Below are 15,125 nucleotides of genomic sequence, written 5' to 3'. Positions count from 1 at the left end.
AAAAATGCACCACGGGCAGATTATTCATCCCCAAGCGCCTGCCGATGCCTGGTTGTATTTTCGGGTCTCTTCGAAAGGCATACGGATTTTTGAGCAGTCACTCAATAACAAACATTACGTTCACAAACTTGTGATAACAAGCGGTTCTAATTTTATTTTGCCGCAATTCCAGACCGTGAAATGGCGGCAATTCGGACCGGTTTTCAGATGCACGGCCAAGGCCGGCCGGCTGAGTCCACCCGCGTGCCTATACACCCATATCCCCGCCAAACCGCAGATCACTCAAACGGAAAGCCCAACGCGCCCAGCTGGGCGCGCAATTGGGTACGTGTGCTGGTGCCGAACTTCTGGCTCATCACCCCGCTCCATGCTGCATCAATCGTCTCTGTCCCGCGGGCGCGATAATAGGCGGCGAGATCCGCGTCATACCGCATGACTGCGGCCTCATGAGCGGCAGAACTATAGGTTTCACGGTGAAACACCGCATCCGGAGCATGGCGCGGCTTGGCACGGGGCGGCGTCGCAGCCCAACCCACGCATAGGCCAAAGACAGCATAGCAGCGCGGTGGCAGCCCCAGCAGTTTGGCCACCTCGACGGGGTTATTGCGCATCGCCCCGATCATCACATTCGAAAGCCCCATTGAATCCGCCACATAGGACATCGTGAGCCCGACAAATGCCGCATCAATTGTCGAAACCAGCCCCCCTTCCAGCCCGAAGGCAGGATATTCGGCCCCATGCAGGCCAAGTGCATTCACCATCCGGTTCTGATCTGCGCAAATGACAAAAAACACTGGGCATTCGACGATATGCTGCTGATTGCTCGACAGATCTGACAGGCGCTGCCGGACTTGAGGATCATCGACCTGAATGATGCTGTACTCCTGCCTGTTGGACGAGGTCGGCGCGCGCATCCCATGCGCCACGATCGCATCGCACCACGCCTGTGGCACGGGGTCCGGTTTGAAATCCCGAACGGTCCCGCGCCCCTCAAGCTGTTGCATCAAAGCGGATACAGGAACCGGTGCTGCATCCTGTGGCTTGCCGTCATCCGTCACGCCATATCTCCTGTTTCATTCCTATAATCCTGCGCAGCGATCAGAATGCGGCGTGGCGTGGCAGTCATGCGCCTTGCCCCCTCTGGCGTGACAACCACGGTTTCGGACAGTGCAAGACCCTGCGCGGTGGCATACATGTGAAAGACCTGCCCTTCGTGCAAACGCCAATCTGCGGCAGGGTGAAACGACAAGGACGTGTCCGAAGATCGGGGCGTTTTTGCATAAAGTCCAAGCTGATAGCCGGTGATATTGGAGAAATCCGACCGCAGGCCTTCCTCTAACAACGGCGCGCGCAGGATTGCGTCCACATCGCGCGCCACGGCCTCTGGCCGCATCGCTGCGAATTGCGCATCCTGCAACGCACATAACCGCGCCATGACCGTGATCATTTGCGGATCAGGTGTCCCCACACTGATCGAGCGCATAATCCGCGCGGAATAGCCGCCGACGCGCGGGACAAGCTCCACATGCAGTATATCTCCGTCAGCAAGCCTGTCCTCGCGCAGCATGGTATGCAGGAAGCCCATATCGTGGCCCCCTTGCGCTGCACGACGCGAGATCGAAACAGGCCCGACCCAATAGTCATCGCTGCCATTGGTCAGATAGTGATTTGACGCAATCGCAGAGGCATCCCGTGGGCGCATCCCCACGCCAATTCCCTTCGCAACCGCCGCCATCGCCCCATCCGCGATGCGGCATGCCTGAGCCAGCTTGCCCAGCTCGGTCTCGTCCTTTACCGCACGCAGCAGATTTGCACTGCCCGCGATATCCACGAACTCCACATCCGGCAGACGTCTGGACAGACTGTGCCATGCGTGGACGGTGAAACCGTAGCTATTGAAGTCGGCACCGACCCTTGTGGCACCGATCTCTTTAAGCGCACAGGCCATGTGATCATAAGCGTTTGCTTCATCCGCATAGGGTCGGATATCGCTCAGCCATGTGGCCGCCTTGCACGGCAACTCGTCGATACGACGCAAGACCCAAACCGGCTCCCCTTCAAGCGGGACAACGCACCCGCGATAGAACGTATCCGAAACCGTATACCCCGTGAGCCATTGCAGCATCTCGGCATGGTCACACAGATATGCCCCCACATCCGCCTCGTGCATGGCTTGCCTCAGCAAAGCCAATCTGCGCCTGTAGGGTTCGGGTGCCATTGCTACGCCTCCAGCCCGCAAATGTCACAAATCGCAAGAATATACATCCGCACACAGTCAAGGAATTGGCGCTTGCGCACACGTTCGTCCGGCATGGTGTTAAACTCGCCGCCCGGTCCACAGACGATGCCCTCCATGCCGGCCGCTGCCAGATGCGCCGCATCCGTGCCGAAAAAGCTGGGCGGTTGGATCGCTCCGGTGGGCTGTGCCTCACCGCGCACCTGTTCATGGGCGCGGTTCAGACTTTTGACGATGGGACTGTCTTTTGACACCTCAAAGGGCGGCATCTGTGGCTTGTTCTTGCGCAGATCATGCGAGCCGACATTGTATTTCAACCCCGGAAATTCCAGCACCAATGCATCCAGCAACAGCGTGAGATCGGCCATAACACTGTCAATTGTCTGGCTGGGTGCATAACGGCAGGTGCCAAGAATTTTGGCGGTATCGGCTACTTGGGGCGGGCGCCATTCATGGAACTCTGGCCCGAGGCCCGCGCGCATCACACCCACATGGCCGCGGTTGATTGATTTATGCTCGGCCCCTTTCACGCCGGAAAAGGTGATATTGTTGATCCGCGGCACCAATGCCGCCGCCGCAGCGAGCGCATCGCAGGCCTCATGGCGTTTGGAGACATGGCGCGTGTCGCCTTGCAGATTGATCTCGAATGAAAACGCGCCCGCATGAAGGGTCAACGCCTGAAGGTCCGTCGGCTCGGAGTTGATAAAGTAATCCGCGCGCACACCCTGCTCGATCATACGGACGGTGCCGATCCCGCCTTGCAGCTCGCCCACAACAAAGCTGAGGATCACATCACCGCGCAGTTTCGCCCCCGCCTTGAGCAATGTCTCGACCGCGCAAAGATAGGCCGCATCGCCTGCCTTCATGTTCGACACGCCGATACCATAGATGAATTCATCATCCATGAACGCCTCCCATGGGTCGACGGTCCAGCCCGAGGTCGCGGGGTTCGTATCAAGGTGGCCGTTGAACAACAGGCTTTTGCCCCCCGAACCCGATGCACGAAGCCGGCCAATGGCATTGACGCGCTGGCCCTCGACGGTTTGCAGCTCGGCTTCCAGACCCAGAGTTTTCAGTGTCTCGAACACTTTAACAGCCAAGCTACGCTCGCCTTCGGTTTCCGAATAGCTTTTGTGCTGCACCAGGTCGGCCAGACGTTGCAGACACGCTTTGTCGTCAACATGGGAAAGGATGTCTTCGGGGGTCATGCGGTATGCTCCGTTTCAAGGTCGGCAGTGTTAAATGTCCAGACAGGCGGCAATTTGCGCAGCCCGTCAGGGTCGATATGGCACAGGATTGTGTGGTCTCCTGCCGCGCTTACCGGAGGGGCGAGCGTCCTGCAGACATCACCCAGACGGTGGGGGCATCTGCTCTCGAAGGGGCAGCCCTGCAACCGTTTGGTCCGGTTCGGCAATGCGCCTGTCAGGCGCACGCGGCGGGTCGCGCTATAGGGATCCAGTGACGGCGAAGAGGACAAAAGCGCTTCGGTATAGGGATGGTACGGGCCCTGGTCGATACCCGCCATCGGGCGCTGCTCGGCGATTTCGCCCAGATACATCACCGCAATTTTATGGGCGATATGGCGCAAGATAGCCAAGTCATGGGTGATAAATATAAGCGCCGTGCCGCTTTCGGCCTGAATATCGCGCAGCAGTGCCACGATCGAGGCCTGAACGGCCGCATCAAGGCCCGATGTGACCTCGTCACAGATGATGACTTCGGGGCGCGCTGCGATGGCGCGGGCGATTGCCACGCGCTGCTTTTCGCCGCCCGAAAGCTCATGCGGATAGCGGGTGGCGTAGCTTGCCGGCAGGCTGACCCGCTCGAGAATAGCAGCCACCTCAGCGGGGCGCGCGCCCTTGCTTACGTCATTGCGGTACAGGCTTAGCGGGCGCGACAGGATTGTTTCAATCGTATGGCGCGGATTGAGCGAGCTATCGGGGTTTTGGAAAATCATCTGAACCCGGGAGCGGTAAGCGGTGTCGAGCTTGGTGATCACCTCACCGTCCAACGCCAGCTGCCCCTGAAAAGGCACCAAACCGGCCAAGGCACGCGCCAGCGTGGATTTACCACAACCCGACTCCCCCACCAGCGCAAGCGTCTCACCACGGTGCAAAGTCAGATCCGCACCCAGAACCGCCTGCACCTTTTCCGTCTCACGCCCCAGAACACGGTGAAGCAACTTATCCCGTCCATAGCTGACCTTAAGCCCTTTGAGCGTCAAAATCGGTGCGTCCTGTGCCACCGGTCGAACCGGCGCGCGCTGGAGCGATATATCTGCGCCCTCGAACCCGCCCCGCGCGCAAGCCAGCAAACGGTCGCCTTGCAGTTTGAGATCGACAACTTCGCTGTCACATACACCTGCTTTGAAAGCGCTACAGCTTTGCGCAAATATACATTTTGGCGGTGCTGTCAGGCGCGGTGCGGGTTTGGCAGCGGTTGTGTTCAGGCTACGGTTTGTGCGGCTATCGGAAGGCCGCGGCAGGCTTGCAACCAAGGATCGGGTATAGGGATGGCGCGGATTTGCAAACAGCACATCTGCGGGGGCCTCTTCAACGATGCGGCCACCGTAGATCACCGCGACACGGTCCGCGATCCCTGCCACCGTCCCTAAATCATGGCTGATGAACAATGCCGCCACTCCGGTGCTCGCTTGCAGATCGCGAAACAGATCCAGCAAGGTCGCAGCCGTGGTGGCATCCAAGGCCGAGGTCGGCTCGTCAAACAGGATAAGTTCCGGGTCAGCAGCAAAGGCCAGCGCCAGAACAACGCGCTGTTTCTCGCCGCCCGACACCTGATGTGGATAGCGCGACATCATGCCTTGGGGATCGGGCAAACCGACAAGCGCCATCAGCTCGATCGCGCGCTTTTGGCGTGAACCGGCATCCAGCCCGGGCTCCTGGACTGCCAGCGTCTCCAGCAGGTGATCTCCCAAAGTCTGCACAGGGTTGAGCGCCGTTGCCGCATTCTGGAACACCATTGCAATGCGCCGTCCGCGCACTTGGTCCAGCTGGTTTTGCGTCATGGCCGTCAGATCGTCCTGCGCCAGCTCGATCTTGCCGGTCTCGCGGGCGACCACGCCGGGTAGATCGCGCATGATCGCATTGGCCAAGGATGATTTCGCCGAACCGCTTTCTCCCACAAGGCCCAAGACCTCGCCGCGGGCAATGGATAGGTTGATCCGGTCAAGGATGCGCACATCACCCGCAACGCTGGTATAGCTTAAGGCGTAGTCGGTCAGACGTAATGCTGTTGTCATTGTCTTTACCTCACGCGCACGGGTTCAGAGCATCGCGCAGCCCGTCACCCAAAAGATTGAAAGAAATCGCAACCAATGCGATGGCACCGCCCGGAACGATCACCGGCCAAGGGCTACGGAACAGGTGATCCCGCGCTTCGGCAATCATCAGTCCCCATTCAGGCGCAGGCGGCTGCGCGCCCAGCCCCAGAAACGACAGCGTGGCCAGAGTCATAATCGCAAAAGCAACACGTATCGTTGCCTCGACAATCACGGGGGCAATGACATTGGGCAGGATTTCGGCCAGCACAATCCATGCCCCCCCTTCTCCGCGCGAACGCGCCGCGGCGACATAATCGGTGCTACGCACTTGCAAGGTAACCGAGCGCGCGATGCGCGCCATGCCCGGCGCAAAGGCAATGCCGATGGCCATCACAGCATTCAACGAGGACGAGCCCAGAACCGCGATAATCATCAGCGCGAACAACAACCCCGGAATGGCCATCAGCGCGTCAATGATCCGCATCGTGATCTCATCTGTGCGCCCGCCGATATAACCCGACACAATGCCCACCAACGTCCCCGAGACTGTTCCGATCACCGTGGCCAGAATCGCCAACAATATGGTTGATTGCGCTCCCGCCAGAACGCGGCTGAACAAATCCCGCCCGTACCAGTCCGTCCCCAACAGATGTGCAGCCGACGGAGAGGCAAAACGCGCGCCATAGTTAAAGCTTTCGGGGTCTTGCGGCGCGACCGAGGGTCCAAATACCGCGATGACCATCAGCAGGCAAACCCCCACCAGCCCCAACACCCCGTGCGGCGTCCGCAGCAGCGCTTTGAGCAAAGATATGAAACCCTTCATTGGTACTGGATCCTTTTATCAAGCATGCCATAGACAAGGTCTGCGAACAGGTTCGCAAAGGCATAGGTCAGCGCCATGATCAGCGCGCCCGCCTGCAACATCGGCAGGTCACGGTTCTGGATCGCGAGAATGAGCTGGCGACCGATCCCCGGAAAAGAAAAGACTTCCTCGACCACGATCACCCCGCCAATCAGATACCCGATATCAAGGGCGATGACCGTGATGGCAGGCAAAAGAGAATTGCGCAGCGCATGGCGAAACAGAACCTGACGGCGCGGGATACCGCGCAGGCGGGCGGCACGGACAAAATCACTGCCCAACGTATCGACCATTTCAGAACGGACCATGCGACTGATATGGGCGGTCAGTACGATGGTGAGGGTAATCACCGGCAGTGCAATATGGTGCAGCGCGTCCAGCGGGTTTTCAGCGAATGACGTATAGCCCGACGCGGGAAACAATCCGACAGATGGCCCCGCAAGCCAGACCAGTAGCAAAGTCGCCAGCACAAATTCGGGCAGCGACACACCGATATAGCTGACCAGTGATATCCCCAGATCGGCCGCTTTGCCCCGCCGTGCGGCCGCCAGAACCCCCAAAGGGATTGCCAGCAGGCTCACCAGCACCAAAGACAGTACCGCAAGAATGGAAGACCGGCCAAGTGCGGCAAGGATCGTCGGGCCGACCGGTTGCCCCGTGCGCATGGAGGTGCCGAAATCCCCATGAAGCACCCCGGAGAGCCATGACCAATATTGCACCAACGCAGACTGGTCCAACCCCAACCGCGCATTGACAGCCGCCAAAGCTTCGTCTGTGGCATATTCCCCAAGGATCATCGTCGCCGCATTGGCCGGCAAAACCTGGGTCACGCCAAAAATGATGAGCGTGACAAGAAAGGCAGTCAACACCAGATAGAACAGGCGTTTCAAAAGGAAGCTGGCCGACATCTGCGACTCCTTTGGTGAACAACAAAATGTCTGCGGCCTTTGTTGGCCACAGACTCGGGCGTCGGATCAGCGCGTCGGCGCATCCGCGGCCAAGGACACTTTGCGCAGGGCGAAATTGGCGCCGCGCGGGTGCTGCTCATAGCCTTGGACGTAATCGGCCTGCGCGCCCAGAAGGTCAAAGAACGCAGGCACAATCGCAGGCACGTCTTCACGCATCAGCGCCTGCGCCTTGCCGTATAGATCGGCACGCTGGGTCGCATCTGTGGTGCGGTCCGCTTGGCTGACAAAGGCGTCAAAATCTGCATTGTTCCACTTGGTCTCGTTCCAGGACGCCTCGGAGGTGAACAGCAGGTTAAAGATCGTGCCCTCTGTTGGCTGCATGTTGTAATAACCGATGTAGAATTTGCCCTTCTTCCAGACCTGATCCAGATAGGTGGAATGATCGAGCGTCTGCACCTCGATGTTGAAGCCCGAAGCTTTTGCCATCTCGCGCACAACAACGGCCAATGAGGCGCGGTAGCCCGGCTTGACCGAGGCGACCAACTCAATGGACAGGCCATCCGGATAGCCGGCCTCGGTCAGCAGCTGCTTTGCCCGTACGGGGTCGTATTGTTTCAGCGGTGCATCCACATAATACTGATACGACGGGCTGACCGGTGAATCATTGCCCGGCGTGCCATAGCCTTCGGCCACCAGCTCAACAATTGCCTCGCGGTCCAGTGACAGCGACAATGCCTCGCGCACGCGTTTGTCGTTGAAGGGTGGCTGCGCATTGTCCATCACGATATCAAGAAAGCGACCGGATTTTGTGCGTAAACCGGTCACGCCTTTGGCGGCTTCGATGCGGGCATAATCCGTTGGCTGGACCTCCAACACCAATTCGACCTCACCGGCCAGTACAGCCGCGACTGCACCAGCCGCATCAGGGAAGGTCAGGATGTCGATCTGATCCAGATAGGGCTGATCCGGCAGGAAATAATCGGGGTTCCTCACCACAACCGCCTTTTGGTCCGGCAGGTATTCTTTTAACAAAAACGGCCCCGATCCGACAGGCGTGGTGGCAAGGCTTTCAAAGTCACCATTGGCGATGCTTGCCGGAATGATTTTCGCAGTCGGATAGGACAAGGCAACGGGCAAATCGGCGTAGGGGCTTGAGGTGGTGATCGTGACCTCATGCGGCCCTGTCGCGGCCACCGCTTCAATCGGGCCAAGGTTCCGGCGGCCCGGCGCGCCTGTTTCGGGATCGAGCAATTTGGCAAAGGATGCCGCAACATCATCCGGCGTTACCGGATCACCATTCGAGAAAACAGCGTTGTCGCGCAGGGTAAAGACCCATTCGGATGCGTCTTCGTTCGAGGCCCATTCGATCGCCAGATCAGGTTGTGCGGACATATCTGTCGCAAGTGTCGTCAGGCCGGAATAAAGCAGCTCGCCCAGCATATATTCGGAATTCACACGGGCCAGCATCGGATTGAGAACCGAAGGCGTGATGTTCAATGCCACCCGCAACGTGCCGCCCGAAGTCGCGGCAAAGGCCTGCTGTGCAGGCAAAGACGCAGCAAGAGCCAGCGCGCTGGCACTTATTTGCAAGAAACTGCGGCGGTTGGGAGTATGTTTTGTCATGATATTTCTCTTTCCTGTCGGGATTCAGAATTGTGGTTGGAAGCGGACTCTCCGGTCCTTAAGGGGTCTTGAGTTCGAATTGCGCGTCAAAGAAGTTCTCGATGGCCTTGGACAGATCAATCAGGTCGTCAAAGGTGGTGAATTCATCCGCGGCATGCACATTACGGTCAGGCCGTGACAGACCGCCCAGCAGCATGTGTTGGATGCCCGCCCGTTGCACCCAACCGAAATCCGAGGACGTGCCAGAGCCGTAGCGGGTGAAATCATGCAACGGCACATCGAATGCAGCTGCGCGCGCCTGTGTCCAGCGATCTGTAGCGGGGCCGTCAGGGTCGCTCACCGGTGGCAGGTGCCCCACTTCGGTAAGGTCCCACCCCAACAGCTCGCTGTCTTTTAGCGCGGCCTCAAGCAGTTCTTTGATCTCTGCCGTAACATCGGCGGCGTTTTCTTCGGGCAGGTAACGGCGATTCAGGGTCACCTGACATGCCCCGGGAATAGCAGAGCCCTTGTCCCCGCCGTGAATGGCCGTCACCGACAGCTGCGCGCATAGCGGCCCGTCAGCCCAAGGCGGTGGCGGCATTTGCGTGTGCCGCGCCCTGAGTGTTTGGCCGAACGCACCAAGCGCGACCAACGCATCCGTCGCGGCGGCAACTGCGTTTATCCCTTTTTCCGGCGTTCCAGAATGTGCCGTGCGCCCCTGCAGGTTCAGCACCAGATCCAGTGAGCCCAAACACCCCGCCCAGATGCGGGGCTCGGCCGAGCCGTTCAGGTTCAACAAAATATCAGGCAGTTTGATGGTCTCGGCCAGATAGCGGATACCGGGATAAATTCCGCCCTCCTCATCTGTACAGAACGCAAGCACCGGACGAAACGCAAGCGACCTCCCCTCATCCCGCAGGCGCATCAACGCATCAAAGACCGACACAATCGTGCCCTTCATATCCGCCGCACCGCGCCCGAACAAACGCTCCCCCTCAACCGACAGCGCCAGCGCGGGCCGTGTCCAGCCATCCCCGACCGGTGCCGTATCAGTGTGAAAATAGATCAAGGCCTCAGGGGCGTCCGCAGGCCCCATATCCGGACGCACAATAAGATTGACCCGCCGACCCTCGACCCCCGGTGCCTGCCAAAGCGCGGCTGGCACCTCTACCCGCTGAACCTTCCCGCCAAGTGGCGCAAAAAGCAGCTCCAACAGGTCCGAGAAGGCCTGATAATTCGATCCGGGCGGAAAAGACGTGTCGCAGGCAATAAGCTTTGCCAGCATTTCGGCCATCCGGTCGCTTTGAATTTCACATCTAGGTTTATCTGTCATATCTATATAGAATTCAGAAAACCCATCACGCGGCAAGCCCGAGGACGCCCTAATGTCACAAAACTCTATAGAAATGATAGGTGAGCAAAAATCGAGGCCACTTCATGAGCAGATTAAAGACAAAATTCTGCAAAATATCATTGTCGGAGACTGGCCCGAGGGGTTTTCGGTGCCGCCCGAGGTCGAACTGGCCGCAGATTTCGGCGTGTCCTACGGCACGATTCGCCGCGCGATGGACGACCTCACCCAGCAGGGCGTGATCATGCGGCGGCGCAGGACAGGTACGATTGTAACCGGCCGCACACCGCATCACACGATTTCGCGGTTCTACCGTTTCTACCGGCTGCACACATTGGACGGACGGCTCATTAATACCGAAGCGCGCGTTCTCAAGGTTGAACACGCCCCTCCCACTTCCGAAGAAGCCGAGGAGCTGCGCCTGAGCGAGACAGACATCGTTATCCGCATCAAAAGGCTGCGAATTTCGCAAGGGCGGCCTGTGATGCTGGACCGCTGCGTTCTACCATTAAAACTTGCCCCCGATTTTCCGACCGATGCTCAGGTCGCACCACCGATGATTTACAAGTGGCTGCTTGACCAGCATGGGCTGCAATTGTCTGCCGTGCGCGAACGGATCACCGCGCGGCTGGCCACGGCCGAAGATTGCGCCCTGCTAGAGCTCGAACCATCAGAACCACACGCAATGCTTGATATTTCTGAGACCGCCTATGATTCACGCAATCAGCCCTTACTGATCATGCGGCACACTGCCGTGACCGGATCGCATTGCTATGTAAATGAAATTCGCTAGTTACAGCGCATAGTGCAGCTCGCTCCCCCGCATGTCGCAAAAGCTTCACAACCCGCACCTATAGACAAACGGAAATGTGACTGCCTTACTGGCGTCAGATTTCCACCTAGAATCAGGATTTTATCATGAAGATTAAACTTGTCGCTACTTCCGCACTGATTGCAGCCCTGTCGAGCACTGCAGTATCTGCCGAAACCCTGCGCCTTTTGACATGGGGTGGCTACGCCCCCGAAGACGTAATTGCCGCCTTTGAAAAGGAAACGGGCCACAGCGTCGAAGTAACCACATCCAACAACGAGGAAATGATTGCGAAACTGCGCGCCACCAATGGCGGCGGCTTTGATCTGGCACAACCCAGCCAGGACCGGATCGCCAGCGCGCAAGAAGAGTTCGGGATCTACAAACCCATCGACATGTCACGCATCGACGCGGCACAGTTCATCCCCTCCATGCTGGATGCCACCGCCAGCAATTCAACCTTTGACGGCGAGGTTTACGGCCTGCCGCATGTCTGGGGCACCAGCGGCCTGATCGTAAACACCGCCGACGCGCCGCAAGTCACCGATTATGTCGATCTGTGTGACGCCTCGGTTGCAGGCAAAGTGTCCTACCGCCTCAAACGCCCAACGCTGATCGGTTTTGCCTTTTCCATGGGCCTTGATCCCTTCGCGGCCTACGGCGATGCGGATGCTTACGCCGATATCCTTGCCCAAGTCGAAGCAAAGCTGACCGAGTGCAAGCCCAACGTAAAGACCTATTGGGATGGCGGCGACGAGGTCCAGAACCTGTTGCGTTCGGGCGAAGTTGTGGCCGCAATGGCATGGGATACCGGTGGCTGGCAGCTGAATGCCGATAACGCCGATATTACCTTTGTCGCCCCCGAAGCGGGTGCTTTGGGTTGGATCGACACATTCGTTCTGCCCTCACGTGGCCGTGCGGATGATGCCGCCTATGACTGGATCAATTTTGTGATGCGCCCCGACATTGCTTCGATGATCACCAACACCGCCGGTAACTTTACCGCGGCTGTGGACGGCGACACAGGGGTCAGCGCAGACCTCAAAGCGCGCTATCAGGCCAGCTTTGACCAAGCGGCGATTGAAGACATCAATTGGTATCCACCAGTGCCAGCGGGCCTTGAAACCCTCGAAGGCGCAACGCTGGACCGCATCAACGCAGCCAAATAAACTACTGAAATAAATAAAGAAAAGAGGGGCGCACATCCAGCGCCCTTCTTTGCAATTGTAGAAAGCCCTTATCATGACCTCTACCCCCGACCTCACTTGCCGTGACTTAATCAAAGATTTCAAAGACTTCCGCGCGGTTGATCATGTGAATTTCGAGGTTCCGCAAGGGTCTTTCTTTTCCATTCTCGGGCCGTCAGGCTGTGGTAAGACCACATTGCTGCGGATGATCGCCGGTTTCCAGTTTCCCACCAGTGGGGATCTGTTGATCAAAGGCAAATCCATGATTGATGTGGGACCAAACAAGCGCCCCGTGTCGATGGTTTTTCAGCATCTCGCGCTATTTCCCATGATGGATATCGGCAAAAACATCGGTTTTGGCTTGCGCCAGCGCGGCGTGCCTGCGGCCGAGATCAAACAGCGCGTTGGCCGCGTGCTAGAGCGCGTGGGCCTGCCCGGCATCGAGAACCGTCAGGTCAACCAGCTGTCAGGCGGGCAGAAACAACGCGTCGCCATTGCGCGATGTATGGTGCTGGAGCCGGATGTGCTGTTGCTGGATGAACCGCTCGGCGCGCTGGATCTCAAGCTGCGCGAGCACATGAAGATCGAACTGAAGGCCCTACAGGCCGAGTTCAACACCACATTTGTCTACATCACCCATGACCAGTCCGAAGCCCTGGTGATGAGTGATAATATCGCCGTGATGAATAAGGGAAAGTTCGACCAGATCGGCACCGCCAAGGAGCTATATTACGAGCCGCAAAATGCATTTGTCGCGGGTTTTGTGGGGGACGCAAACCAGTTCGAAGGCAAGGTTACGGCAGTAGACGGCCCCATGGTCCAGCTTGTGACCGACGGCGGGCTCAGCCGGCGGGCCCATGCCGGGGCACCTGTGCCCACGGTGAGCCAACGCGCCCGTGCCTTTGTGCGCCCCGAAGCGATCGAGCTGTCAAAGACACCCTTTGACCCCGCCGCACACCCCAATGCCAGTGCCCAGATCGTCGAAAGCGTTTTGTTCAACGGGGCCAATTCGGTTGTGCTGCTGCGCGACCCGAAGTCGGGCGAAACCTTGCAGGCGACCCTGCCGCAGACCGGCGATTTCATGGGGCTTACCAAGGGCGAAACCATCCACACCAATTGGAACCCTGCGCAAGCGCGCTGCTTTATCGCGGAGGGGTCCTGATGATGTCGGATCGCTCCAAGCTCGGGTTTTACCTGCTGCTATCGCCCCTGTTGCTGTGGTTGGTGACCCTGATCATCCTGCCCCATATCGGGCTATTTGCAGTCTCGCTTAGCGAAAAGACAGGCGTGCGGGAATATGAGACCGGATTGGGCAATTATGCGGTCTTCTTTACCGAACCGCTATATTGGCGCACCTTTGCGCGCACGGCGATCATGTCCATATCAACCACAGCTTTGACGTTGGTTTTAGGATTTCCCATTGCCTATTACATTGCCAAGCTGACCCGTGGCCGCACAAAGACCACGCTGTTTCTGATGTGCCTGATCCCTTTCTGGGTATCCGAACTGGTCCGTACTTTCGGCTGGATGATCCTGTTGCGCGAAACCGGCGTATTGTCCAACTTCCTGCAATACATCGGCATCCTGTCCCAACCGATCGAGTTTCTTTACAACGATGCCGCCATTATGGTCGGATTGGTTTATACCTCGATCCTGTTCATGATTGTGCCGCTTGTCACAACCCTCGACAGTCTGGACGATAGCCTTATCGAGGCGGGATATGATCTGGGCGGGTCGGGCGTTTCGATCCTGCGCGAGATTATCATCCCCCACGCCATGCCCGGTATCGTTTCGGGCTGTATCGTGGTGTTCATGCTGTCGCTGGGCAACTACCTGACGCCAATCCTTCTGGGCGGAAAAGACAGCCTGTGGTTTACCGGCCTGATCTATACGCAATTCATCACCCGCTTTAACTGGGAGCTAGGATCGGCCTTTGGCTTTTTGTTGCTGGCGCTGTCGTCGACGGTGGTGTTTGTTGGGCTAAAGCTATCGCGCCAATCCTTAACCAACACGATGGGGCGCTGATATGATCCCGACAGTCCCACAATCCAACGCAATCAAATGGTCCTACCGCGCCTATGTGGCGTTATTCTTCGTCTACCTCGGCTTGCCGCTCGCCGTGGTCTGTGCCTTTGCCTTTAACGACAGCGTATTCCCGTCCCTGCCATGGGAAGGCTTTACCTGGGCGTGGTTCTTTGGGGATGAGGCGCCGTTCATCGGCGTCTTCCACGAACGCTCGATCTTGCGGGCAATCGGCACGTCGGCATTTGTCGCCTTCTGGGTCTCTGCCTTGTCGGTGACCGTAGGTACCTGCAACGCATTTTTGTTTGTGCGCCATGATTTCCGCGGCAAGGGGCTTTTGTATATCCTGATGCTGTTGCCGCTGATCATCCCCGGCGTCATTCTGGGCATTTCGATCCTCGTCTTCGCCAGCGCGGTTGCTAATACGCTGGAGGATGCCACGGGCCTGTGGTTCGACGGGCTACGCCCCGGATTGATCCTTGTGATCTTGGGGCAGTTTTCCTTTATCACAACCTTTGCGACCTTGGTGATCTCTGCGCGTTTGCAGAAATTCGATCACAGCCTCGAAGAAGCGGCGCTTAATCTGGGGGCCAGCAAATGGGGCGCGATCCGGCAGGTGACATTGCCGTTTCTGCTGCCTGCGATTGTTGGCGCGGGCGTTGTGTCTATGCTGATGAGTTTTGAGAACTTCAACACAACCCTGATGCTGGTAGGGTCCGACGCGCCGCTGACCATTGCAATGTTTGACAAGCTCAAGCTTGGCTCGACCCCCGTGCTGAACGCTGTGTCCTTGTTGCTGATTGTCGGCTCCGCCGCATTGGGGATCCTGTCGCTGATCTTTCAACGCTCCAAGGAATAGGCCAACG

Annotated in this window: 13 protein-coding genes; 5 read left to right on the top strand and 8 right to left on the bottom strand. The window is 58.1% G+C overall.

Features of this window, described 5'->3' with window-relative positions; genetic code table 11:
* Positions 1 to 278: 278 nt before the first annotated feature.
* The 8 genes from ABJM03_RS01020 to ABJM03_RS00985 form a co-directional block, all read right to left on the bottom strand.
* A complete protein-coding gene (locus ABJM03_RS01020; RefSeq protein WP_348414986.1) occupies positions 279 to 1,058 on the bottom strand; it encodes a nitroreductase family protein in 780 nt (259 codons plus the stop codon).
* Complete coding sequence (locus ABJM03_RS01015) at positions 1,055 to 2,218, bottom strand: Xaa-Pro peptidase family protein (protein ID WP_348414985.1); 1,164 nt, start codon at positions 2,216 to 2,218, stop codon at positions 1,055 to 1,057. Before ABJM03_RS01015 ends, ABJM03_RS01020 begins: the two co-directional genes overlap by 4 nt.
* A 2-nt stretch (positions 2,219 to 2,220) precedes the next feature.
* Positions 2,221 to 3,444, bottom strand: coding sequence for a M20/M25/M40 family metallo-hydrolase (locus ABJM03_RS01010; protein WP_348414984.1), 1,224 nt, complete (start codon positions 3,442 to 3,444; stop codon positions 2,221 to 2,223).
* The gene (locus tag ABJM03_RS01005; protein WP_348414983.1) at positions 3,441 to 5,495 is read right to left on the bottom strand and encodes an ABC transporter ATP-binding protein; all 2,055 of its coding nucleotides are present in this window, start codon (positions 5,493 to 5,495) and stop codon (positions 3,441 to 3,443) included. Before ABJM03_RS01005 ends, ABJM03_RS01010 begins: the two co-directional genes overlap by 4 nt.
* 10 nt (positions 5,496 to 5,505) lie before the next feature.
* Complete coding sequence (locus tag ABJM03_RS01000) at positions 5,506 to 6,339, bottom strand: ABC transporter permease (RefSeq protein ID WP_348414981.1); 834 nt, start codon at positions 6,337 to 6,339, stop codon at positions 5,506 to 5,508.
* Positions 6,336 to 7,286 (bottom strand): ABC transporter permease, encoded by a 951-nt coding sequence (locus ABJM03_RS00995; protein WP_348414980.1) that lies wholly within the window; start codon positions 7,284 to 7,286, stop codon positions 6,336 to 6,338. The genes ABJM03_RS01000 and ABJM03_RS00995 overlap by 4 nt, the downstream gene beginning before the upstream one ends.
* A gap of 66 nt (positions 7,287 to 7,352) precedes the next feature.
* The gene (locus ABJM03_RS00990) at positions 7,353 to 8,909 is read right to left on the bottom strand and encodes an ABC transporter substrate-binding protein (protein WP_348414979.1); all 1,557 of its coding nucleotides are present in this window, start codon (positions 8,907 to 8,909) and stop codon (positions 7,353 to 7,355) included.
* 58 nt (positions 8,910 to 8,967) lie between these two features.
* Complete coding sequence (locus tag ABJM03_RS00985) at positions 8,968 to 10,221, bottom strand: M20 family metallopeptidase (RefSeq protein ID WP_348414978.1); 1,254 nt, start codon at positions 10,219 to 10,221, stop codon at positions 8,968 to 8,970.
* A 52-nt stretch (positions 10,222 to 10,273) separates the two neighbouring features.
* Between ABJM03_RS00985 and ABJM03_RS00980 the strand changes: the two genes are divergently transcribed.
* The 5 genes from ABJM03_RS00980 to ABJM03_RS00960 all read left to right on the top strand — a co-directional run bounded on the left by ABJM03_RS00980 (position 10,274) and on the right by ABJM03_RS00960 (position 15,118).
* Positions 10,274 to 11,032 (top strand): GntR family transcriptional regulator, encoded by a 759-nt coding sequence (locus ABJM03_RS00980; RefSeq protein ID WP_348414977.1) that lies wholly within the window; start codon positions 10,274 to 10,276, stop codon positions 11,030 to 11,032.
* Between the two features lie 125 nt (positions 11,033 to 11,157).
* Complete coding sequence (locus tag ABJM03_RS00975) at positions 11,158 to 12,219, top strand: extracellular solute-binding protein (RefSeq protein WP_348414976.1); 1,062 nt, start codon at positions 11,158 to 11,160, stop codon at positions 12,217 to 12,219.
* 73 nt (positions 12,220 to 12,292) lie between these two features.
* Positions 12,293 to 13,399 carry an ABC transporter ATP-binding protein gene (locus ABJM03_RS00970; protein ID WP_348414975.1) on the top strand — a complete coding sequence of 369 codons (1,107 nt, stop codon included), beginning with the start codon at positions 12,293 to 12,295 and terminating at the stop codon, positions 13,397 to 13,399.
* Positions 13,399 to 14,262: an ABC transporter permease gene (locus ABJM03_RS00965; protein ID WP_348414974.1), complete on the top strand. Its 864-nt coding sequence runs from the start codon at positions 13,399 to 13,401 to the stop codon at positions 14,260 to 14,262. Before ABJM03_RS00970 ends, ABJM03_RS00965 begins: the two co-directional genes overlap by 1 nt.
* Before the next feature lies 1 nt (position 14,263).
* Complete coding sequence (locus ABJM03_RS00960) at positions 14,264 to 15,118, top strand: ABC transporter permease (RefSeq protein ID WP_348414972.1); 855 nt, start codon at positions 14,264 to 14,266, stop codon at positions 15,116 to 15,118.
* Positions 15,119 to 15,125 lie beyond the last annotated feature (7 nt).

Source organism: Sulfitobacter sp., assembly GCF_039977885.1.
Taxonomy (GTDB): domain Bacteria; phylum Pseudomonadota; class Alphaproteobacteria; order Rhodobacterales; family Rhodobacteraceae; genus Sulfitobacter.
The sequence above is the reverse complement of the archived record's forward strand: the minus strand, read 5'-3'. Positions and strand labels throughout refer to the sequence as shown.

Excerpts from the sequence above, each read along its gene's own strand:
- ABJM03_RS01010 (WP_348414984.1), bottom strand. The coding sequence starts at position 3,444 with ATGACCCCCGAAGACATCCTTTCCCATGTTGACGACAAAGCGTGTCTG.
- ABJM03_RS00985 (WP_348414978.1), bottom strand. The coding sequence starts at position 10,221 with ATGACAGATAAACCTAGATGTGAAATTCAAAGCGACCGGATGGCCGAA.
- ABJM03_RS00970 (WP_348414975.1), top strand. The coding sequence starts at position 12,293 with ATGACCTCTACCCCCGACCTCACTTGCCGTGACTTAATCAAAGATTTC.
- ABJM03_RS00975 (WP_348414976.1), top strand. The coding sequence starts at position 11,158 with ATGAAGATTAAACTTGTCGCTACTTCCGCACTGATTGCAGCCCTGTCG.
- ABJM03_RS01015 (WP_348414985.1), bottom strand. The coding sequence starts at position 2,218 with ATGGCACCCGAACCCTACAGGCGCAGATTGGCTTTGCTGAGGCAAGCC.
- ABJM03_RS01005 (WP_348414983.1), bottom strand. The coding sequence starts at position 5,495 with ATGACAACAGCATTACGTCTGACCGACTACGCCTTAAGCTATACCAGC.
- ABJM03_RS00980 (WP_348414977.1), top strand. The coding sequence starts at position 10,274 with ATGTCACAAAACTCTATAGAAATGATAGGTGAGCAAAAATCGAGGCCA.
- ABJM03_RS00995 (WP_348414980.1), bottom strand. The coding sequence starts at position 7,286 with ATGTCGGCCAGCTTCCTTTTGAAACGCCTGTTCTATCTGGTGTTGACT.
- ABJM03_RS00990 (WP_348414979.1), bottom strand. The coding sequence starts at position 8,909 with ATGACAAAACATACTCCCAACCGCCGCAGTTTCTTGCAAATAAGTGCC.
- ABJM03_RS01000 (WP_348414981.1), bottom strand. The coding sequence starts at position 6,339 with ATGAAGGGTTTCATATCTTTGCTCAAAGCGCTGCTGCGGACGCCGCAC.
- ABJM03_RS00960 (WP_348414972.1), top strand. The coding sequence starts at position 14,264 with ATGATCCCGACAGTCCCACAATCCAACGCAATCAAATGGTCCTACCGC.
- ABJM03_RS00965 (WP_348414974.1), top strand. The coding sequence starts at position 13,399 with ATGATGTCGGATCGCTCCAAGCTCGGGTTTTACCTGCTGCTATCGCCC.